Source organism: Arthrobacter sp. UYEF36 (genome assembly GCF_040547025.1).
Classification (GTDB): Bacteria; Actinomycetota; Actinomycetes; order Actinomycetales; family Micrococcaceae; genus Arthrobacter.
This window is the reverse complement of sequence record NZ_JBEPOX010000016.1, coordinates 1-20,625: the sequence shown is the minus strand read 5'-3', so window position 1 is coordinate 20,625 and position 20,625 is coordinate 1. Positions and strand designations below refer to the sequence as shown.

The window sequence follows — 20,625 nt, the reverse complement described above, 5'->3', positions numbered from 1 at the left end:
GCGCCCGAAGACCGGGTGCCCCTCCTTCTGAGTGGAAGCTAGTGGTTTGCGTTGCTCGTTGCCGACGGGGTCGGCGTGGCCGAGCCCGTCGGCTCGCTGCCTGCAGGCAGGTACTGCTTGTAGTCGGAGATCGTCGCGTCGAGCACCGGAACCTTAAACGTGGTCTTCTGGTTGGTGCCGTCCTCGCTAACGTTGACCTCGACGAGGGAACCGGGGATACCGCCGGTGGTGCTCAGGATGGCCTCGTCGGTGGAGTCGTTGAGCAGCGTGAAGGAGTTCGGCTTGACCGGCACCTCGGTCTGGGATCCGCCGGCTCCGGCGATGGTCAGCGTCACGTCTTCGGAGGACGTGTTGTACACGGCGCCGATCACACGGCCGGGCTTGTCCTCACCGGCGGAGATGATCATCATGTTGCGCAGCTGCAACGCGCCCACGTTGGCCTGCGTTCCGTCAGAGGCCGCGTACTGCGCGGCGGTCGCCTGGGGGTTGATGTAGCCACAGCCTGTTACGGACAGCAGGCCGATGCCCAGAGCAGCCGTTGCCATTGCCAGCTTGCCGCGCTGGCCCCGGTTCATCGCAGTGAAACCCACGTCTCGCACTCCTTGAGAGTCTTGGAACAGTATTCAGCCATAGCCTATCGGCAATCCTCGCCAAACCATGATTCGGGCGGTACACAATCCGGTCGGCTCCGTGGCCGGCAGGGCGCCTGCGCGGGAAGACGCGCACTCTTGGCAGGGGCGGGGCTATGCACTAATATCCGCTTTCGTCAAGGGGTCTGACGGTGCCGTTTAAGGCCGTTTTCCCTGTATTTACGCGGTTCTTGGGTGCGTTCCATGGCAGTCGTATGCCTTAAACGTGATAAACTGGTCTGCGGGAAAGGGGAATGTCCACATGGTTTTTGAGGTCGGCGAGACAGTAGTTTACCCTCACCACGGTGCAGCCAAAATTGAAGAAATCAAGATGCGCACTGTCAAGGGCGAAGAGAAGATGTATCTCAAGCTCAAGGTGGCTCAGGGTGATCTGACCATTGAAGTTCCAGCAGAAAACGTTGACCTTGTTGGGGTCCGGGACGTAGTGGGCAAAGAAGGTCTGGAGCACGTGTTTGAAGTGCTGCGGGCCGAGTTCACTGAAGAACCCACCAACTGGTCGCGTCGATACAAGGCAAACCTGGAGAAGCTTGCTTCCGGTGACGTCATCAAGGTGGCAGAGGTCGTTCGCGATCTGTGGCGCCGCGATCACGATCGGGGTCTCTCCGCAGGGGAGAAGCGCATGCTGGCCAAGGCACGCCAGATTCTGATTTCAGAACTGGCGCTGGCTGAAAAGACTGATGAAGAGAAGGCCGCAAGCGTTCTCGACGAGGTCCTGGCTTCCTAAGCAAGTCGAACAGACAAGAATCGAACCCCGGTAGCGTAGCGGCTGCCGGGGTTTCTTTTGCCCTTTTCAGCCACCGCCCGGGTTGATCTTCCAGCTTGGGGGTTAAGAACGCCCCATAAGCACCAGAACTGACAGCCCACTGGGATGCACGCGGCGCCGGGACGTAGTCTTGTGCGCATGGACTCTGCACCGACCAACACGTCTCCGGCCGGCCCCGCCACCGCGGTCATCGTCGTCGCTGCCGGCTCAGGCCAACGCCTGGGCTACGGCATGCCGAAAGCCAAGGTTCCGCTGGGCGGGGACAGCATCCTCACCCACGCCCTAAGGGGTGTCGCCGCTGCCGGCATCGCGCGGCAGATCTGCGTCGCCATCCCTCCCGGCGATTCGGAACTCCACGCACTCTGTGAAGCCTTCATGCAGGAGCTCAAGACGGAGCGCCCGCGCACGCCCTCAGGCGAGGGCGTGCAGCTCCCGGTCGTGACAGTTGTCGACGGCGGCGCAACCCGCGCCGAGTCGGTCCGCGCCGCGCTGGCCGCGCTCCTGCCGGGCACGGAAGCCGTCCTGGTCCACGACGCCGCCCGCGCCCTGGCTCCGGAGGCTGTCTTCCACCGGGTGTCGCACGCCCTTGCGGCCGGCGCGGTGGCCGTCATCCCGGTCATGCCCGTGGTGGACACGGTCAAGACCGTGGAACCGACCACGGGCGACGGCGCCGCCATCGCCCCGGAGCTCGTCACCGGCACCGCGGCCCGGGAGACCCTCCGGGCGGTGCAGACCCCGCAGGGCTTCGAACTCGCCACCCTCCAGCGCGCCCACGAAGCGGCGGCCTCCTTCGACGCCGGCCAGGCGGCCGCCGTCACCGACGACGCCATGCTGGTGGAACTCCTCGGCGTCCCGGTCCACGCGGTCCGCGGCGCCAGCCAATCGCTGAAGATCACCACGCCGCTGGACCTGATCATCGCCGAGGGTCTCCTCGAGGGCCCGCTGGGCGCCCGCTGGGTGGAAGGCTGAGCATGTCCGGAAACCAGAACGCCCCGCAGCCCGTCATCCCGCGGACTGGAATCGGGATCGACGTCCACGCCTACGCCCCCGACGACGCGCCCCAGCCGCTCTGGCTCGGTGGGCTCTTCTGGGACGGGGAGCGCGGACTGTCCGGCCACTCAGACGGCGACCCGGTCGCGCATGCAGCCGCCGACGCCCTGTTTTCCGCCTGCGGCGTCGGGGACCTCGGCACGCACTTCGGCACCGACCGCCCGGAATATGCCGGGGCCTCCGGCGTGACTCTGCTGGCCGAGGCCGCACGGATCGTCCGCGCCGCGGGCTTCGAGATCGGGAACATCGCCGTGCAGTTCGTGGCCAACAGGCCCAAGTTCGGGCCCCGCCGGGAGGAATCCCAGCGGGTCCTCACCGAGGCCGCGGGTGCCCCGGTCAGTGTCTCGGCCACCACGAGCGACGGCCTGGGCTTCACCGGCCGCGGCGAAGGAATTTCAGCCACGGCGACGGCCCTCGTCTACCCCGTCCGCTCGGCGTCCCCCGAGTCCGTCGCCTAGGGTTAACCGAAGACCCTTCCCGCAACACCAGGAGACTCCCCGTGAAAAAGCTGCTGCCCGCCGTCGTCCTGCTGGCCGGACTCCTGCTGACCGGGTGCGCCGCGACGCCGAAGATGAGCATCCCGGAAAGCTGCGCGTTCCTCAACCAGGACACCTTCGTCCCCACCGGCAACCAGCAGCAGCAGGCGGAGCAGATCTCCAAGCATTACCAGGAGGTCGCGGACAAGGTGGCGCCCGAGGTGGGCGATCCGATCCAGAAAATGGCGGACATCATGAAGCAGGTGGCCGGCACCTCACTCGGAGCCAGGAGCGAGGAGCAGACCAGACAGCTCACCGAACAGAACAACAGGATCGGCGAGTACTGCAAGTAGGCCGGGGTAAGCGCTCCCACTCCGGGGCCGGATCACCATCGGCTAATCTGGAGCGGTGACCATGCGCTTCTATGACACTGCATCCGCCGAAGTCCGCGACTTCGTCCCCCTGGTTCCGGGCAAAGTGAGCCTCTACTATTGCGGCGCCACGGTGCAGGGCATGCCGCACGTCGGGCACATCCGCTCCGCCATTGCCTTTGACCAGCTGACCCGCTGGCTGCAGTACCGGGGCTTCCGGGTCACCGTGGTGCGCAACGTCACCGACATCGACGACAAGATCCTCGCCAAGTCCGCGGCCTCCTTCGGTCCCGACTTCGAGGACGAACCCGGCGCCGTCCGGGATGAGGAATGGTGGGCGCTGGCCTACCGCTACGAGCAGGAATTCCTCAAGGCCTACGACACCCTGGGCGTCTCCCGCCCCACTTACGAACCGCGCGCCACCGGCCACATTCCTGAAATGCACGCCCTGATCCATCAGCTCATCGACCGCGGCCACGCCTACCCGGCCCCGGACGGCTCGGGCGACGTCTACTTCGACGTGCGCTCCTGGGCCAAGTACGGCTCGCTGACCCGGCAGAACGTCGATGACATGCAAGGGGCTCCTGACTCGGACCCGCGGGGGAAGAAGGATTCCCGCGACTTCGCGCTCTGGAAGGGCCACAAGGAGGGCGAGCCGACGACGGCGAGCTGGGACTCGCCGTGGGGCGCCGGCCGCCCGGGCTGGCACCTCGAATGCTCCGCGATGGTCACCAAGTACCTCGGGACCGAGTTCGACATCCACGGCGGCGGACTGGACCTCCGCTTCCCGCACCACGAAAACGAGATGGCTCAGTCCCAGGCTGCCGGCCACGGTTTCGCCAACTTCTGGATGCACAACGGCATGGTGACCTACGCCGGCGAGAAGATGTCCAAGTCCATCGGCAACACCGTCAGCCCCGCCGAGATGCTGGAGCTGGCCCCGCCGCGGGTGGTCCGCTACTACCTCGGCCAGGCACAGTACCGCTCGGTGCTGGACTACCAGCCGGGCTCGCTGCAGGAGGCCGCCGCCGCGGTGGAACGGATTGACGGTTTCGTCAGCCGCGCTGCCCGGATCCTCGCTTCGGCGGACGGGGACTTTGTCTTCGGCAGCCACGGGTCCGTTCCCGACGCTTTCGCTGCCGCGATGGACGATGACCTCAACGTCCCGCAGGCCCTGGCAGTGCTCCACGAAACCGTCCGCGCCGGCAATACCGCCCTCACCGCCGGGGAGCTCGACGCCGCCCGGCAGGCACTGCTCAGCGCCACCGACATGTTGCGTGTCCTTGGTCTCAACGACACAGCGGGACCCGCAGCCGACGAACAGGGCACCTCTGCTCTTGGCGTCCTCGTTGAAGCGCAGCTCGCGGCCCGGGCCCAGGCCCGCGCCGGCAAGGACTGGGCCGCCTCGGATGCCATCCGCGACACCCTCGCCGCCGCCGGCGTCGTCGTCGAGGACGGTCCGGACGGCGCAAACTGGAGCCTCAAGCGCGGCTGATCCGGCCCGGTTCCGGGCGCGGGGCCGGGCCCCGCCCTACCTTGCGGTCGAGGATTTAACTCGAGTCAGTAGACTGGAGTTCAGACTTATCAACGAATCGCGTATTTAAAAGGGTGGAACTCATGGCCAACAACGGTCGCCGGTCGGTCAAACTGAAGAAGGGCCCCTCCGTCGGAACCGGCGGTCACGGCCGCAAGGCTCTTGAGGGCAAGGGGCCGACGCCCAAGGCGGAGGACCGCCCGTACCACAAGGCCCACAAAAACAAGCAGCTCGCGGAACGCTCCGCGGCCAAGCGACCGGGAGCTCCGCGCAATCCCGGCGCCCGTTCCGGCCCCAAGGGCCGCGCCACCGAGGAAGTCGTCACCGGGCGCAACTCCGTGGTCGAGGCGCTGCGTGCCGGCATCCCGGCCAAGGCCCTGCACGTGGCCATCCGCATCGAGATGGATGACCGCGTCAAGGAGTCCCTCAAGCTGGCGGCCGAGCGCGGCATCCCGCTGCTCGAAACCGGCAAGCCCGAGCTGGACCGGATGACCGACGACGCCATCCACCAGGGCCTCGTGCTGCAGATCCCGCCGTACGAATACCAGGACGCCTACGAGCTCGCCGAGGAGACCCTCGAGAGCTGGAAGAAGGGCCACGTCGCCAACGCGCCCCTCTTCGTCGCGCTGGACGGCATCACCGATCCGCGGAACCTTGGCGCGATCATCCGCTCGGTCTCGGCTTTCAGTGGCCACGGCGTGATCGTTCCGGAGCGCCGCTCCGTCGGCGTCACCGCCTCGGCCTGGAAGACCAGCGCCGGCGCCGCCGTCCGGGTCCCCGTGGCACGTGCGGCCAACCTGAACAACACGCTCAAGGCATTCAAGAACATGGGAATCTACGTTCTGGGCCTCGACGGCGACGGCGACGTGTCGCTGCCCGACCTCGCCCTGGCCACCGAGCCGGTCTGCATCGTCGTGGGTTCCGAGGGCAAGGGCCTCAGCCGCCTGGTCCGTGAAAACTGCGACCAGATCGTCTCCATCCCGATCGATTCCGCGATGGAGTCGCTCAACGCTTCCATGGCCGTCGGCATCTCCCTCTACGAGATCTCCCGCCAGCGCGCCGCAAAGTAGTCCTCCGCTGAGCAACGCGGGGTCACTTCGAGCCCATCCGGGGGCCCAAGATGGGCGCGAAGTGACCCCGCGTTGTTAGAACTTGTGGCGGTTGGCGAGGACCGGGAGTTTGGTCCGGGCGTCCTTGACGGTGGCGGGGTCCAGGTCTGCGAAGAGGAGGCCGGGGGCGCCGTCGAGCTCTTCGAGGACTTCACCCAAGGGGGAGACGACGACGGAGTGCCCGACGCCGGTGGGCGCTGCACCCTTGGGTTCGACGCCCTGGCTGGCCGGGTCGCCCTGGCCGCAGGCGAGGACCAGGGTGGTGGAATCCAGGGCGCGGGCGCGGGCCAGGAGTTTCCATTGTTCGGCCTTGCCGGGGCCCGATCCCCAGGATGCGCAGACAATGTTCACGTCGGCTCCGCGGTCCGCATTCTCGGTGAACAGGTCCGGGAACCGGATGTCGTAGCAGGTGGCCAGCCCGAACGTCACGCCGTCGAACTCGAAGGTGACCGGCTCGGTGCCGGCGTCGACGGTATCCGACTCCGCGAAGCCAAAGGCGTCGAAGAGGTGGATCTTGTCGTAGCTGGCCTCGACGCCGCGGCCGGTGACCAGGAGGGTGTTGCGCACCTTGCCGCCGTCGTCCGCTGTCCCCGGGGTGAACATCCCCGCGACGATCACGATGCCGTGGTCCGCCGCGATGCTGCGCACCTGCGATGCCCACGGGCCGTCCAGCGGCTCGGCGATGTCCAGCAATGAGTTCCCGAAGGCGCGCATCGTGGCCTCGGGGAAAACCACGAGCTCTGCTCCGCCGGCTTTGGCGCGGGCCGCGTGGTCCTCCACCAGGGCCAGGTTTTCGGCAAGATCGCGTCCGGTAATGACTTGAGCGAGTGCAATCCGCACTATTACCTCCAATTTCGGCGCTTGTTCCAGTATGCCGCGCCGCTATTCCGTAAACTGCACTTCGTCAGGAAATCGGAAACCGGGTCTATTTGTTCGGCCCCGCTAAACTTTAAGCAATGGTCATGCCCTACGTAGACACAGCTTCCACCGTAGACGCCTCACGGGCGTTTCCGCTGGGAATCAGCGTTCCAAGCACCGGTTCGCCGGTAACGGACGATCCTCGGAGTGCCTTCGCGAATGTGGCTGTCTACGCGCCCGGCGTGGCGACCCTGGAGATCGCCTACCAGGCGCCCGGTGGCACCTGGCAACTGAAGACACTGCCGAACGTGACCGACGGCGTGCACCACGGCATCGTCGAAGGCATCCCGGCCGGTTCGCGCTACGGTTTGCGGGCCACCCCCGATCACGAGGCGCTCCCGTTGTCCATGCCCTCGACGGATTTCGACAGCAGCGGCGAGCAGCCGCTGCTGCTGGACCCCTATGGCCGGGCCGTTGACGAGCGCGAGGATTTCATCACGAGCGTCCGGATGGATAGCGACTTCGACTGGGGCAACGACCGCGGTCCCAGGACGCCGTGGCGCAACACCATCATCTACGAGGCGCACGTCCGCGGCCAGACCAAACTCCACCCCGACGTCCCCGAAGACCTCCAGGGCACCTACGCAGGGCTGGCGCACCCGGCCATGATCGAGCACCTGATCGCGCTGGGGATCACCGCCGTCCAGCTCCTTCCCGTGCACTTCCACGTGGACGAACCTCACCTGCAGAATCTCGGCATGACGAACTACTGGGGCTACAACACGGCCGCGTTCTTCGCCCCGCACCCCGGCTACGCCACCCAGGCGGCGCAGGCCGCGGGAGCGCAGGCCGTCCAGGACGAATTCAAGGGCATGGTCAAGCTGCTGCACGCCGCCGGCCTTGAGGTCCTCCTCGACGTCGTCTACAACCACACGGCCGAGGGCGGCAAGGACGGCCGGACCCTCAGCTTCCGCGGCCTGGGCGAGATGACCTACTACCGCAACGACGGCCACGGCAGGTACGTGGACACCACCGGCTGCGGGAACTCCCTGAACTTCGGCGAGCCCCGTGTGGTGCAGCTGGTGCTGGATTCGCTGCGTTACTGGGTGACCGAGTTCCACATCGACGGCTTCCGCTTTGACCTCGCCGTGACGCTGGCGCGCAACGCCGCCAACGAGTTCGATCCCCGGCACCCGTTCCTGGTGGCAATCGGGGCCGACCCGGTGCTGTCCGCCACCAAGCTCATCGCCGAGCCTTGGGACATTGGCTACGGCGGCTGGCAGACCGGCCGATTCCCGCCCGGCTGGGTGGACTGGAACGACCACTTCCGCGACGCAGTCCGCAGCTTCTGGCTCGCCGACCGCGCCGCGATCGATGCCGGCGGCCACGGTGGCTCGGTGGCCCGGCTCGCGGACGCGCTCTCGGGCTCCGCGAGCCTTTTCGAGCCGTCCGGCCGGTCCCGGCTCGCCTCGGTCAACCTCGTCACCGCCCATGATGGCTTCACCCTGGCCGACCTCGTGGCCTACGACCGCAAGCACAACGAGGCCAACGGCGAACAGAACCGCGACGGCCACGGGGACAACCGCAGCTACAACCACGGCTTTGAAGGTCCCACGGAGGACGAGGACATCCTCGCCCGGCGTGCGCAGTCCAGCCGCAACCTGATGGCTTCCCTCATGATTTCCCAGGGCGTTCCGATGATCACTGCCGGCGACGAGATCGCCCGCACCCAGCAGGGCAACAACAACGCCTACTGCCAGGACAACCCCATCACCTGGATCGACTGGACCAGCACTCCCGAGTCCCACTCGATGCTGCGCACCACCAAGCGGGTGATCCGGCTTCGCAAGGAATTCCTGGCCGGGCAGCCGCACGATTACCCGACCCGCGAAAAACAGTCGTACTTCCACTGGTTCGACGAGCGCGGCGAGCCGATGGCCGGGGAGCGCTGGCAGGATCCGGGGCACCGGGTCGTGCAGCTGCTGCTCGGGTCCGACGACGGCCACGTGGACGGACTCGTGGTGGTCAACGGCGGCGCCAAGGACGTCAAGGTCATGCTGCCGCTGCTCAGCAACGAGGACGGCACCGGCAACCGGCTCTTCGAGCTGCGCCTGACCACATCCGGGCTCCACGACCGGCGCCAGGGTGTCCGGGTCGCTTCGGGGGAGCGGGACGTCGTGCAGGCCAATTCCATCAACATCTACCGCACCTAGCCCGGCCCGCGATCCCGGCATAAGGAAACAACGAATGAAGGTCCAGCGGCTGACTGCCCTGCTTGCCCTGCTGGTCGGACTCGCGGTGCTGGTGTTCGTCCTGGCAGGGGTTCCGGAGACCGGAACTGCCCCGTCCGGGGCCGGCACCACGAGCGCCAGCGTACCGGCCGCGTCGCCGGCCCCCGCCAACCCGTCCGGGCTGCCGGAAGTGAAGGCCTCGGAGCTTCCCGCCGAAGCGCGCCAGACATTGGCGCTGATCGCCAGGGCAGGCCCGTACCCCTTCACCCGCGACGGCGCCACGTTTGGCAATTTCGAGCGCATTCTTCCGCGGAAATCCTCCGGCTACTACAAGGAATACACCGTCAGGACCCCGGGTGAGTCCGACCGCGGAGCCCGCCGGATTGTGGCCGGACAATCCGGCGAAAAGTACTACACGCCGGACCATTACAACTCGTTTACATTCATCATCGAAGGCAAGTAAGGAACCCATGAAGATTTACTCCGCAGACACCTGGACCATCGAGGAACTGCAGGCGCTGGTAGCTGACGCCGGCCGGCGCGCCGTGTTGATTCCCGCCGCCGACACCAAAAGGACCGTCCTCGAGACGTTTGCGGAGACCCTGGACTTCCCGGCGGATTATGGCGTGAACCTGGATGCGCTCAATGACTCCCTGCACGACTTCGCCGATGCCGTCTCCGACGACGGGCAGGCCCCGATCACTTTCATCTGGGAGGTCCCGGCGGCCTTCCGCTCGGACCGTTCGTTTGGTGTCATCTGCGAAATCCTGCAGGACGCCGAACGCTACGCCGGCAGGAACCTGGCCATCATCGCCGTCTGCCTGTAGGCACGCACACAACAGCGCCGCTCCCGGCGGGTCCGGGGTGCGGCGCTGTTGTTCACCGTTCAGGCAGCTGGCCAGCGGTTCAGGCGTTGACGATCAGGCCAAGTTCCGCCTTGGACGCCAGGGCCTCGTGCTTCGGGAGCACCCGGACCGTGTAGCCGAAGGAACCGGACCGGTCGATTACCAGGGTTCCGCTGAAAAGGTGCCGGCCCTTGCCGAGGTCTTCAACCGCCTTCAGCTCCGCCACCGTGACGTCGGCCAGCTCGTCGCTGTCCTCGGCCTTGCCGTAGGCGACCTCGACGGACACATCATCCGGGGTGAGATCGTGCAGGGCCACATAGGCGTTGACCTGGAGGATGTCGCCGATCTGCGGGTCCTCCGAGACGCCCACCGAGTCCACGTGCTCCACCTGGATCTGCGGCCAGGCAGCCCGGACCTGGGAAATCCAGGTCGCGAGAGCCTTGGCCTCGGCAAAATTGTCCGCTCCGGCCCGGCGTCCGGCGACGGCAGCCGGCTGGTACAGGACGTTCACGTAGTCCTTGAGCATGCGCTCAGCGGAGACGGCCGGGCCCAGGTGGGACATGGTGTGCTTGATCATCGATACCCAGTGTGTGGGGACCGACTGCGGTCCGGGCTGCGAAGGCCCGGCCGCGCCGGCGCCGTCGGACACCGTGAGCCCGTAGAAGCGGGGGGCCACCTGCGTCTCGAGCAGTTCGTACAGCGCCGCCGCCTCGATGTCGTCGCGTTCCTCGGGGGACGCGTCGTTGTTGGCGGTCGGAATCGCCCAGCCGTTCTCGCCGTCGTACATCTCGTCCCACCAGCCGTCCAGGACCGAAAGGTTCAGCGAGCCGTTCAGGGCGGCCTTCATGCCGGAGGTGCCGCACGCCTCGAGCGGGCGCAGCGGGTTGTTCAGCCACACGTCGCACCCCGGGAACAGGGTCCGGGCCATCGCGATGTCGTAGTTGGGCAGGAAGACGATCCGGTGCCGCACCGCCGGGTCGTCGGTGAACCGGACGAGGTCCTGGATCATCTTCTTGCCCGCGTCATCGGCCGGGTGCGACTTGCCCGCAATGACCAGCTGGATCGGGTGCGTCTTGTGCAGCAGCAGGGCCTTGAGCCGCTCGGGCTCGCGCAGCATCAGCGTGAGCCGCTTGTAGGTCGGCACACGCCGGGCGAAACCGATGGTCAGGACGTCCGGGTCCAGCACGGAATCCGTCCACGCCAGCTCGGCGTCGGCCGCCCCACGCTTCTTCCAGGCGGCCCGGAGGCGGCGCCGGACGTCCTCCACGAGCGACACCCGCATCTCGCGGCGGAGGGCCCAAACGTCCTCGTCGCTGACGTTGTAGGCGAGGTCCCAGCGGCCCTGCGCCTCCGCCTCGGCGCCGAACTGGTCACGCGCCAGTGCGGACACCCGCGGGTCCACCCAGGTGGGCACGTGCACACCATTGGTGACCGAAGTGATGGGCACCTCGGAGTGGTCGAATCCCGGCCACAGTGCGGAGAACATGCCGCGGGACACGACGCCGTGCAGCTTGGCCACGCCGTTGGCACGCTGGGCCAGGCGCAGGCCCATGACGGCCATGTTGAACACGAACGGGTTGCCGTCCGTGTAGTCCTCGCGGCCCAGGTCCAGGATCTTTGCCACCGGCACATCGGGAGCCAGCCCGGCGTCGAAGAAGTGCTGGATCTGCGAGACCTCGAAGCGGTCAATGCCTGCGGGCACCGGGGTGTGGGTGGTGAAGACGGTGGAGGCGCGTCCGGCAGCCAGCGCCTCGTCCCAGCTCAGCGGTTCCGCGGCGGACATCATTTCCTGGATCCGCTCCACGCCCAGGAAGCCGGCATGGCCCTCGTTGGTGTGGAACACTTCCGGTGCGGGACTGCCGGTGAGCTTCTGGTAGGCGCGCAGGGCCTTGACCCCGCCCATGCCGAGCAGGAGCTCCTGCTGGAGCCGGTGGTCACCGCCACCGCCGTAGAGGCGGTCGGTGATGCCGCGGGCGGCTTCGTCGTTGCCCGGAACGTTGGAATCCAGCAGCAGGAGCGGGACACGCCCGACGTCGGCGCGCCAGACGTGCGCCAGCAGCCGGCGGCCGTGGGGGAGCGGCAGGGAGATCTGGATGGGCTTGCCATTGCCGTCAGCGGAGGCCTCGCGCAGCAGGGTCAGCGGCAGCCCGTCGGGATCCAGGACCGGATAGGTTTCCTGCTGCCACGCGTCGCGGGACAACGACTGCTTGAAATAGCCGGCCTGGTAGAGCAGTCCGACGCCGATCAGCGGCACGCCCAGGTCCGAGGCCGCCTTCAGGTGGTCGCCGGCGAGGATGCCGAGGCCGCCGGAGTACTGAGGCAGCACTTCGGTGATGCCGAATTCGGGGGAGAAGTAGGCAATGCACGCCGGCGCGCCCTCGCCGAGGCTCTGGTACCACCGGGGCTGCTCCAGGTACCGGTCAAGATCCTCGGCAGCCGCGTGGACCCGGTGCACCACGTCCAGGTCCGCGGCGAGGCGCTGCAGCTCCTCCCGGCTGACCAGGCCGAGGAAGGACACGGGGTCGTGGTCGCTCTCAGCCCAGATCTTCGGGTTCAGGCCCTCGAAAAGCTCCCGCGTAGGCCGGTGCCAGGACCACCGCAGGTTGGTGGCCAGCCGGGCCAGCGGCCGGATCGACTCGGGAAGAACGGTTCGGACGGTAAATCTGCGGATTGCCTTCACCTGCGAAACACTAACCGACAAGTTGGAGGCTCGGAACTGCTTTAAGTTTCTTTTGCATAAATGACGGTCCGCCTCCCGGAAAACCCCGGAAAAGTGAGCAGGCTTAGCAATCTGGCCGATTTGTCGATAACGTCGAGGCTGTGACGACTAACTCGCGAACCAGTGCCGTGTCCAAGCAAAAGCCGAAGGCCCTGATCACGGAGGGCCTCAGCTTTGGCCGTTTTCCGATCACCGCCGTGCAGCCTGCGGTCGAAGGCGGTAAATTCCCTGCCAAGGCCGTGGTGGGGGAAACCCTGGTGGTGGGTGCGACTGCCTTCCGGGAGGGCCACGACCGGCTCGGCGTCAGCGCCGTCCTGCTCGACCCCCGGGGGAAGGAACGCCAGCGCGTCCGCCTCTCCACGCCCCGGGGCCCGCGCGGTATGGGCACCGATCGCTGGGAAGGACTCCTGACCCCGTCCGGCACCGGCAACTGGTCCTTTGTGATCGAGGCCTGGCATGACAGCTATGGCACGTGGCACCACAACGCCGAGGTCAAAGTGGAAGCCGGAATCGACGTCGAACTGATGCTCGCCGAGGGCGCCGCGCTGCTCTCCGTCGCATCCGAGGATTCCTCCCGCCCGTCCGCCGACCGGCGGACCCTGCGGATGGCCGTCGTCGGGCTCAACGACGCCACCAAGACCGCCGAGGAACGGCTCGCCGCCGGATTCAGCGACGAAGTGGCTGACGTCATCGAACGCCAGCCGATCCGCGAACAGGTCACCGTCTCCGAGAAGTACCCCCTGCTGGTGGAGCGCGAGCTCGCCGGCCGGGGCGCCTGGTACGAGTTCTTCCCCCGGTCCGAGGGCGCCGTCCGCAACCACGAAACCGGGGAGTGGACCTCCGGAACCTTCCGCACCGCGGCCCGGCGCCTCGACGCCGTTGCGGCCATGGGCTTCGACATCATCTACATGCCGCCGATCCACCCGATCGGCATCCAGCACCGCAAGGGCCCGAACAACACCCTGCTCGCCGGACCGCACGATCCCGGCTCCCCCTGGGCCATCGGCGCCAAGGAGGGAGGCCACGACGCCATCCACCCGGATCTGGGCACCTTTGAGGACTTCGACGCCTTCGTGGCGCGGGCGGGGGAGCTGGGGCTGGAAGTTGCCCTGGACCTTGCCCTGCAGGCCGCCCCGGACCACCCCTGGGTCGAGAGCCACCCCGAATGGTTCACCACCCGCGTTGACGGCAGCATTGCCTACGCAGAGAACCCGCCGAAGAAATACCAGGACATCTTCCCGCTCAACTTCGACAACGATCCCGAGGGTCTGTCCAATGAGATCCTGCGCATTGTCTTCCTCTGGGTGAGCCACGGCGTCAAGGTCTTCCGCGTCGACAACCCGCACACCAAGCCGGTGTGGTTCTGGGAGTGGCTGATCGCCAAGGTCAACAAGAAGCACCCCGATGTCATTTTCCTCGCCGAGGCTTTCACCCGCCCGGCCATGATGCACGCACTGGGCCGTGCCGGCTTCCAGCAGTCCTACACGTACTTCACCTGGCGGAACACCAAGGAGGAGCTGGAGGAATACTTCCAGGAAGTCAGCCATGAGTCCCCGGCCTACTTCCGGCCGAACTTCTTCGTCAACACCCCGGACATCCTGACCGAATACCTGCAGTACGGCGGCCCGCCCGCGTTCAAGATCCGGGCCGCGCTGGCTGCCACGGCGAGCCCCATCTGGGGCGTCTACGCCGGCTTCGAACTCTACGAGCACGTGGCCCGGCCCGGCGCCGAGGAGTACATCGACAACGAGAAGTTCGAGTACAAGGCCCGTGACTGGGACGCGGTGGCCGAATCCGGCCGCACGCTGGCCCCGTACCTGAGCCGGCTCAACGCGATCCGGCGTGCCCATCCCGCCCTGGGCGACCTGCAGAACCTCACGGTGCACGAGAGCACGGACAACGCCACGGTGGTCTATTCCAAGCACAAGACCCTCCCCGACGGCACCAAGGACACCCTGATCATCATCGTCAACGTGGACCCGCACGGCATCCGGGAGAGCACGGTGACGCTGGACCTGGCGGCGCTGGAGCTGGACGCGGGCGACCTGACGCACAATGGCCGGTTCATGGTGGATGATCTGTTGACCGGCGAGAGCTGGGAATGGGGGGAGTACAACTACGTTCGCTTGGACGCCCACGTCGAACCCGCACACATTCTTAGCATCCGGAGGTAGCACGAGTGAGTTTCAGCACGACAAACCCCAACCAGCACTTCAGCCCGAAGGGGACTTTCGAACTGAACGCGCCCGGCCTCCAGCATGACCCGCACTGGTACCGCAAAGCGGTCTTCTACGAAGTGCTGGTCCGGGGTTTTGCCGACGGCAACGGCGACGGCTCGGGCGACTTCCACGGCCTGATCGAGAAGCTGGACTACCTCCAGTGGCTCGGCGTGGACTGCCTGTGGCTCCCGCCGTTCTTCCAGTCCCCGCTCCGTGACGGCGGCTACGACATCTCGGACTACAACTCCGTGCTCGACGAATTCGGCACCATCAGCGATTTCAAGCGCCTTGTCGCGGAGGCCCACGCCCGCGGCGTCCGCGTGATCATTGACCTCCCGCTGAACCACACCTCCGACCAGCACCCCTGGTTCCAGGAATCCCGCAAGGATCCGGACGGGCCGTTCGGCGACTTCTACGTCTGGAGCGACACGGACGAGAAGTACGAAGACGCCCGCATCATCTTCGTGGACACCGAGGAATCCAACTGGACCTTCGACCCGATCCGGCGCCAGTTCTTCTGGCACCGCTTCTTCAGCCACCAGCCGGACCTCAACTTTGAGAACCCCAAGGTCATCGATGCGCTCTTCGACGTCGTGCGGTTCTGGCTGGACCAGGGCATCGATGGCTTCCGCGCGGACGCCATCCCGTACCTCTTCGAGGAAGAGGGCACCAACTGCGAGAACCTTCCGCAGACCCACGACTTCCTGCGCAAGCTGCGCAAAATGGTCGACGAAAGCTACCCGGGCCGCGTGATCATTGCCGAGGCCAACCAGCCGCCGGCTGAAGTGGTGGAGTACTTCGGCAGCGAAGCGGAACCGGAATGCCACATGGCCTTCCACTTCCCGATCATGCCGCGTCTCTACTACGCGCTGCGGGACCAGAAGGCTGCGCCCATCATCGAGACGATGAAGGACACCCCGAACATCCCCGAAGGCGCCCAGTGGGGAACCTTCCTGCGGAACCACGACGAACTGACGCTGGAAATGGTCACCGCCGACGAGCGCGCGGCCATGCTCGGCTGGTACGCGCCGGACCCGCGCATGCGCGCCAACATCGGCATCCGTCGCCGCCTGGCGCCGCTGCTGGACAATTCCCGCTCGGAGATCGAGCTCATCAACGCCCTGCTGCTGTCCCTGCCCGGCAGCCCGTTCCTGTACTACGGGGACGAGATCGGCATGGGGGACAACATCTGGCTCGAGGACCGCGACGCCGTCCGCACCCCGATGCAATGGAACCCGGACCGCAACGCAGGGTTCTCCAACGCGGACCCCGGCAAGTTGTACCTTCCAGTGATCCAGTCGCTCGTCTACAACTACAGCATGGCCAATGTCGAGGCCGAGGCGGCCCACTCGGGTTCGCTGCTGCGCTGGACCCGCCAGATCCTCAGCGTCCGGAAGAACCACCCCGCCTTCGGGCTGGGCGGCTTCGAGCACGTCGAGGCGGACCACGACGTTGTCCTCGCCTACCTCCGCGAACTGCCGGAAGGCAACGCGGCCGGCGAGGACGGCGAAACCATCCTGTGCGCGTTCAACCTGTCCCAGCATCCGGTGGCTACCACGCTGCGGGTGCCAAGGTTCGCGGGCCGCGGCCTCCGGGACGTGTTCGGCGGCCAGGCGTTCCCGGGGATCTCCGACGACGGAACCCTGACGCTGACCCTGGGCAGCCACGATTTCTTCTGGCTCCGGATCCGCTCGGCTGCCTCCAACCCGGCATCGCCCTACACCCAGGCCATGCCGATCCTTTCCATCGAAGGCTGACATGACCCGACCCACCCTTACCCCGGCCCTGAGCGGACTGCTCGGCGGCTGGCTTCCGCGCCAGCGCTGGTTCCCCGTCAAGAGCGCCGCGTTCAGCTTCGAGCCCGCCGGGGGACTGCGCCTTGCCAGTGGCCCGGGCGGCGCTTCAGCCAGCGCCGAACTCGAGGTGCTGCTGCTGGCCGTGAGCTACCCGACGCCGGACGGCTCGCGCACCGACGTCGTGCAGGTCCCGCTCAGCATCCGCCGCGCGCCCCTGCCCGGGGCGGACTCGGCCCTGATCGGGGAGATTTCCGACGCCGTCCCCGCCGAGGCTGCGGCCGGCGCCGCCGGGGCGCCTGGCGCCCTGTGGATTTACGACGGCGTCCACGACCCGGCGTTCGTCGCGGCATGGCTGGAACTCATGCGCCACGGCGGCACCACCCCGGCCGGGAACGCTACCGGCCACCTCGTGGAGTCCGGTTACCTGCTGCCCCAGGCCACCGGCGTCGTCAAGGTCCTCTCCGGCGAACAGTCCAACAGCTCCGTGATCGTCGACGACGGCGAGTCGGCCGCGATCCTGAAGTTCTTCCGGGTGCTCTCCGAGGGCCAAAACCCGGAGGTCGAAATCGGCGCCGCCCTGACCGCAGGGCGCACCGTTGAAGTACCGGCCACCCTCGGCTGGGTGACCGGGGAGTGGGCCGAGGCGCCCGCCGGGGCGCAGGACCCCCGCCCCGCCTGCGGCGAACTGGCCGTGGCCCACGAATTCCTCGCCGGTGGCCTGGATGCCTGGCGGCTGGCCGTCAACGCGGCGAGCGAGGGCCGGGACTTCACCGCGGAGGCCCACGCCCTGGGTGCCGCGACTGCGACGGTGCACCGCCGGCTGGCGCAGGCACTTGGCGTCGCCTCCGAATCCGCCCCGGGAGGCGACATTGCGCCCGGCGTAGCCCAGCGGGTGCGGCAGTCCTGGGCGCAGGCCGGGACCGCCGTCGGTCCGCACGGTGAGGAGCTGGACAGGCTCCTGGCGCGCCTCGAAGGCAGCGGTGCCGGACCGCTGCAGCGGATCCACGGTGACCTCCACCTGGGCCAGATCCTGCAGGTTCCCGGTGGCGCCGGGAAAGCGCCGCGCTGGGCCATCCTCGACTTCGAGGGGGAACCGCTCCGGCCGATCTCGGAACGCAATTTCCCCGACGTCCCGCTGCGCGACGTCGTCGGAATGCTGCGGTCCTTTGACTATGCCGCCGGAGCGGCCGTCCGCGAGCACCCGGAGGCGGACGTCCCGGAGACCTGGGTGGACGACTGCGCCGAGGCCTTCCTGGCCGGCTACGCCGAAGTCATCCCCGGCAGCATCGACCGTGATGCGCCGCTCTTCGTCGCGTTGTGGCTCGACAAAGCCCTTTACGAAGTCATCTACGAACTACGGAACAGGCCCGACTGGCTCTCCATTCCGGTCCACGCATCACGTCGTCTCCTCGGTAGTACAGGCTCCGGCGTTCCCGCCGAAGCCGCAGCGGAAGGTATCAAAATGACAGGTTCAGCACGTATCGATCGTCCCGGAAGTCCACTGCCGGTGGACGCGGACACCCTGGCGAGGGTCGCCGCCGGCGAACACCACGCGCCGCACTCGGTCCTGGGCGCGCACCTCGATGACCACGGCCACGTCACGATCCGCACGGTCAAGCACCTCGCCGAAGCCGTCTCCGTTGTGACCGCAACCGGCACCTTCCCGATGACGCACGAGTCCGGCGGAGTGTGGGTTGCCGTGCTGGAGCCGCTGGAGACGGACCATGTCCCGGACTACCGGCTGGAAGTGAGCTACGAGGGCCAGGCGCCGGAGCCGGCCGACGATCCGTACCGATACCTGCCCACCATCGGCGAACTCGACCTGCACCTGATCGGTGAAGGCCGCCACGAGCGCCTCTGGGATGTTCTCGGCGCGCACGTCCAGCACTACAAGTCCGCCCTGGGCGACGTCGACGGCGTGTCCTTCGCCGTGTGGGCGCCGAACGCTCAGGCGGTCCGCGTCAAGGGCGATTTCAACGGCTGGGACGGCCGCCAGCACTCGATGCGGTCGCTCGGCTCCTCCGGGGTCTGGGAAGTCTTTATCCCCGGCGTTTTGGCAGGGGCGTGCTACAAATTCGAGATCCGGACCAAACAGGGTTATTGGGTGGAGAAAGCGGATCCGCTGGCCTTCGGCACCGAGGTTCCGCCGCTGACGGCATCGCGTGTTGTGGAGCCCTCCTACGCCTTCAAGGATGCGGAGTGGATGGAAGCCCGCGCCGCACGGGATCCGCACAACTCGCCGATGAGTGTCTATGAAGTGCACCTCGGCTCCTGGCGGGTCGGGCTCAGCTACCGGGAACTGGCGAAGGAACTGGTCGAATACGTCAAGTGGCTTGGCTTCACCCATGTGGAGTTCATGCCCGTGGCGGAGCACCCCTTCGGCGGGTCCTGGGGCTACCAGGTCACGTCCTACTTCGCTCCGACGTCACGCTTCGGCCATCCCGACGAGTTCCGGTATCTCGTGGATGAACTCCACCAGGCCGGCATCGGTGTGCTGCTGGACTGGGTGCCGGCGCACTTCCCCAAGGATGAGTGGGCGCTGGCCCGGTTCGACGGCGAAGCGCTGTACGAGCACTCCGACCCCAACCTGGGCGAGCACCCGGACTGGGGAACGCTCATCTTTGACTTCGGGCGCAGCGAAGTCCGCAACTTCCTGGTCGCGAACGCGCTCTACTGGCTCGACGAATACCACATCGACGGCCTGCGGGTGGATGCCGTGGCCTCCATGCTCTACCTCGACTACTCCCGCGAGGAGGGACAATGGCAGCCGAACCGCTTCGGCGGACGGGAGAACCTTGAAGCCATCTCCTTCCTGCAGGAGGTCAACGCCACGGTCTATAAGACGCACCCCGGGGCGGTCATGATCGCCGAGGAATCCACCGCGTTCCCGGGTGTCACGGCGCCGACCAGCCAGGGCGGCCTGGGCTTCGGGATCAAGTGGAACATGGGCTGGATGCACGACTCGCTCAAATACATGGCCGAGGATCCGTTTAACCGCCGGTGGCACCACGGCACCATCACCTTCTCCATGGTCTACGCCTACACGGAGAACTTCCTGCTGCCGATCAGCCACGACGAGGTTGTGCACGGCAAGGGTTCGATGCTGCGGAAGATGCCGGGGGACCGCTGGCAGCAACTGGCGAACCTGCGCGCCTTCCTGGGCTACCAGTGGGCCCACCCGGGCAAGCAGCTGATCTTCATGGGCACCGAATTTGGCCAGGAGGCGGAGTGGTCCGAACAGTACGGCCTGGACTGGTGGCTGGCGGAAATTCCGGCGCACCGCGGGATGCAGCTCCTGACCAAGGACCTCAATGAGCTGTACAGCTCCACCCCGGCGCTCTACGAACAGGACAACGACCCCGCCGGCTTCCAGTGGATCAACGGCGGGGACTCCAACCGCAACGTCCTGACCTTCATCCGACGCGACGCCGCGGGTAACCCGCTGGTGTGTGCCTTCAACTTCTCGGGGGCCCCGCACGCGGACTTCCAGCTGGGCGTCCCCTCGGCAGGGAAGTGGCAGGAAGTGCTGAACACCGACGCCGACGCGTACGGAGGCTCCGGTGTCCTGAACGGGGGCACCCTCACGGCCCCGGACGTCGCCATCGACGGCCAGCCGGCCACCCTCACCGTCACGTTGCCCCCGCTGGGTGCCGCGTACTTCAAGCCGGTGGGCTGACGCCGGCCAGCCGCCCCAGTTCATTGAAAAGCCCGGAATCCCCGTGATTGCGGGCTTTTTGGTGTCCTGCTGGACCCAGTCTCGCGGTCCCTTTGTCAGCAGGGCAAAGTGGTGGTAGAGTTTATTTCCGCGCTGCTCCCCGGAGTTGAACGGCCACCAAGACCAAGAAGCCTCACGGCAAGACTGAGTCAGGGCGCCGATTCGACAAGGGTGAAGCGGCCCGGTAAGGTAGAGAAGTTGCTCCGGAGCGATCCACGGCTGAGGTTGTGGTGGTGCCGGGTGTGTCTGTTGTTTGAGAACTCAATAGTGTGCCAAGTTTGTTGATACC

At 66.8% G+C, this 20,625-nt stretch carries 15 protein-coding genes; 12 read left to right on the top strand and 3 right to left on the bottom strand.

Going from position 1 to position 20,625, the window contains the following annotated elements; translation table 11 throughout:
* Nucleotides 1-38: 38 nt before the first annotated feature.
* Nucleotides 39-575 (bottom strand): hypothetical protein, encoded by a 537-nt coding sequence (locus ABIB29_RS18820; protein ID WP_354174466.1) that lies wholly within the window; start codon nt 573-575, stop codon nt 39-41.
* A 316-nt stretch (nt 576-891) separates the two neighbouring features.
* On the opposite strand from ABIB29_RS18820, the gene ABIB29_RS18815 reads away from it, so the two are divergent.
* The 6 genes from ABIB29_RS18815 to rlmB all read left to right on the top strand — a co-directional run bounded on the left by ABIB29_RS18815 (nt 892) and on the right by rlmB (nt 5,914).
* Nucleotides 892-1,374, top strand: a complete 483-nt coding sequence (locus ABIB29_RS18815; protein WP_024367191.1) for a CarD family transcriptional regulator — start codon at nt 892-894, stop codon at nt 1,372-1,374.
* A gap of 177 nt (nt 1,375-1,551) precedes the next feature.
* Nucleotides 1,552-2,382: a 2-C-methyl-D-erythritol 4-phosphate cytidylyltransferase gene (gene ispD, locus ABIB29_RS18810; protein ID WP_354174420.1), complete on the top strand. Its 831-nt coding sequence runs from the start codon at nt 1,552-1,554 to the stop codon at nt 2,380-2,382.
* 2 nt (nt 2,383-2,384) lie between these two features.
* Nucleotides 2,385-2,921, top strand: a complete 537-nt coding sequence (gene ispF, locus ABIB29_RS18805; RefSeq protein WP_354174418.1) for a 2-C-methyl-D-erythritol 2,4-cyclodiphosphate synthase — start codon at nt 2,385-2,387, stop codon at nt 2,919-2,921.
* A gap of 41 nt (nt 2,922-2,962) precedes the next feature.
* Nucleotides 2,963-3,292 carry a hypothetical protein gene (locus tag ABIB29_RS18800; protein WP_354174417.1) on the top strand — a complete coding sequence of 110 codons (330 nt, stop codon included), beginning with the start codon at nt 2,963-2,965 and terminating at the stop codon, nt 3,290-3,292.
* A gap of 55 nt (nt 3,293-3,347) precedes the next feature.
* Nucleotides 3,348-4,805 (top strand): cysteine--tRNA ligase, encoded by a 1,458-nt coding sequence (gene cysS / locus ABIB29_RS18795; RefSeq protein ID WP_354174416.1) that lies wholly within the window; start codon nt 3,348-3,350, stop codon nt 4,803-4,805.
* Between the two features lie 122 nt (nt 4,806-4,927).
* Nucleotides 4,928-5,914: a 23S rRNA (guanosine(2251)-2'-O)-methyltransferase RlmB gene (gene rlmB / locus ABIB29_RS18790; protein ID WP_354174414.1), complete on the top strand. Its 987-nt coding sequence runs from the start codon at nt 4,928-4,930 to the stop codon at nt 5,912-5,914.
* A 75-nt stretch (nt 5,915-5,989) separates the two neighbouring features.
* Here the strand turns inward: rlmB and ABIB29_RS18785 are convergent, their stop codons facing one another.
* On the bottom strand, nt 5,990-6,793 hold the full coding sequence (locus ABIB29_RS18785) for a carbon-nitrogen hydrolase family protein (protein ID WP_354174412.1): 804 nt from the start codon (nt 6,791-6,793) through the stop codon (nt 5,990-5,992).
* 116 nt (nt 6,794-6,909) lie between these two features.
* Between ABIB29_RS18785 and glgX the strand changes: the two genes are divergently transcribed.
* The 3 genes from glgX to ABIB29_RS18770 are packed head-to-tail and all read left to right on the top strand — an operon-like array spanning nt 6,910 to nt 9,869.
* Complete coding sequence (gene glgX / locus ABIB29_RS18780) at nt 6,910-9,024, top strand: glycogen debranching protein GlgX (protein ID WP_354174410.1); 2,115 nt, start codon at nt 6,910-6,912, stop codon at nt 9,022-9,024.
* A gap of 34 nt (nt 9,025-9,058) precedes the next feature.
* Nucleotides 9,059-9,505: a guanyl-specific ribonuclease gene (locus ABIB29_RS18775; protein WP_354174408.1), complete on the top strand. Its 447-nt coding sequence runs from the start codon at nt 9,059-9,061 to the stop codon at nt 9,503-9,505.
* A 7-nt stretch (nt 9,506-9,512) separates the two neighbouring features.
* On the top strand, nt 9,513-9,869 hold the full coding sequence (locus ABIB29_RS18770) for a barstar family protein (protein ID WP_354174406.1): 357 nt from the start codon (nt 9,513-9,515) through the stop codon (nt 9,867-9,869).
* 79 nt (nt 9,870-9,948) lie between these two features.
* Here the strand turns inward: ABIB29_RS18770 and glgP are convergent, their stop codons facing one another.
* Nucleotides 9,949-12,567, bottom strand: coding sequence for an alpha-glucan family phosphorylase (gene glgP, locus ABIB29_RS18765; protein WP_354174404.1), 2,619 nt, complete (start codon nt 12,565-12,567; stop codon nt 9,949-9,951).
* 140 nt (nt 12,568-12,707) lie between these two features.
* Between glgP and ABIB29_RS18760 the strand changes: the two genes are divergently transcribed.
* The 3 genes from ABIB29_RS18760 to ABIB29_RS18750 are packed head-to-tail and all read left to right on the top strand — an operon-like array spanning nt 12,708 to nt 20,297.
* Nucleotides 12,708-14,780 (top strand): alpha-1,4-glucan--maltose-1-phosphate maltosyltransferase, encoded by a 2,073-nt coding sequence (locus ABIB29_RS18760; RefSeq protein ID WP_354174403.1) that lies wholly within the window; start codon nt 12,708-12,710, stop codon nt 14,778-14,780.
* A gap of 5 nt (nt 14,781-14,785) precedes the next feature.
* Nucleotides 14,786-16,582: a maltose alpha-D-glucosyltransferase gene (gene treS / locus ABIB29_RS18755; protein ID WP_354174401.1), complete on the top strand. Its 1,797-nt coding sequence runs from the start codon at nt 14,786-14,788 to the stop codon at nt 16,580-16,582.
* Between the two features lies 1 nt (nt 16,583).
* The gene (locus ABIB29_RS18750) at nt 16,584-20,297 is read left to right on the top strand and encodes a 1,4-alpha-glucan branching enzyme (RefSeq protein WP_354174399.1); all 3,714 of its coding nucleotides are present in this window, start codon (nt 16,584-16,586) and stop codon (nt 20,295-20,297) included.
* Nucleotides 20,298-20,625: the final 328 nt, after the last annotated feature.